The 530-nt window shown below is 60.8% G+C and carries 1 protein-coding gene; it reads left to right on the top strand.

The features are described from left to right. Positions 1-35: 35 nt before the first annotated feature. A partial coding sequence (locus H7U32_RS09710; RefSeq protein ID WP_204469842.1) for a hypothetical protein occupies positions 36-530 on the top strand: 495 nt, incomplete at its 3' end.

Raw genomic sequence — 530 nt, 5'->3', positions numbered from 1 at the left:
GCACCAGCGTCAAGGACGCTGCCGGCAATTACACCATGCCTGTCGACAAAGGCGATTACGCCGTTGTCATCGCACAGTACAAGGGTGGTCAGTGGTATCTCCGCAGCATCGCCGACACCTTCTCCATCGTCGGCTTCTCTCTGAACGACGCGACCCTTGTCGACGGCCGCGACGTGACGGACACCGTGCTCGAAGTCAGCCCCGCTGCAGGCATGAGCGATGGCGACGCCTGGGTCAACCGCATCGGCGTGGCGGTCGGTCATCACGTGCTGACGCACCACGACGACTACGAGATGTACATCGTTCGCAAGGACGACGGCTTCAACATGGCCCACACCATCCTCGTTCCCGGCGAGACCTACCAGGCCGTTATCAACGGCACCCCGGAGTACGAGGGCCACAAGGTTATCGACTTCCAGATCTCCAAGCTCGATCTCTCCGATGCCACCATCATCGGTAAGACCATCGAGGATAGGGGCTGGTGGACCGACCCGGATGTCAACATGACGTTCCGCGGCCTCATCCAGAAG

The sequence above is a fragment of the Bifidobacterium pullorum subsp. saeculare genome (assembly GCF_016899725.1).
GTDB classification, from domain to species: domain Bacteria; phylum Actinomycetota; class Actinomycetes; order Actinomycetales; family Bifidobacteriaceae; genus Bifidobacterium; species Bifidobacterium pullorum_C.
The sequence above is the reverse complement of the archived record's forward strand: the minus strand, read 5'-3'. Positions and strand labels throughout refer to the sequence as shown.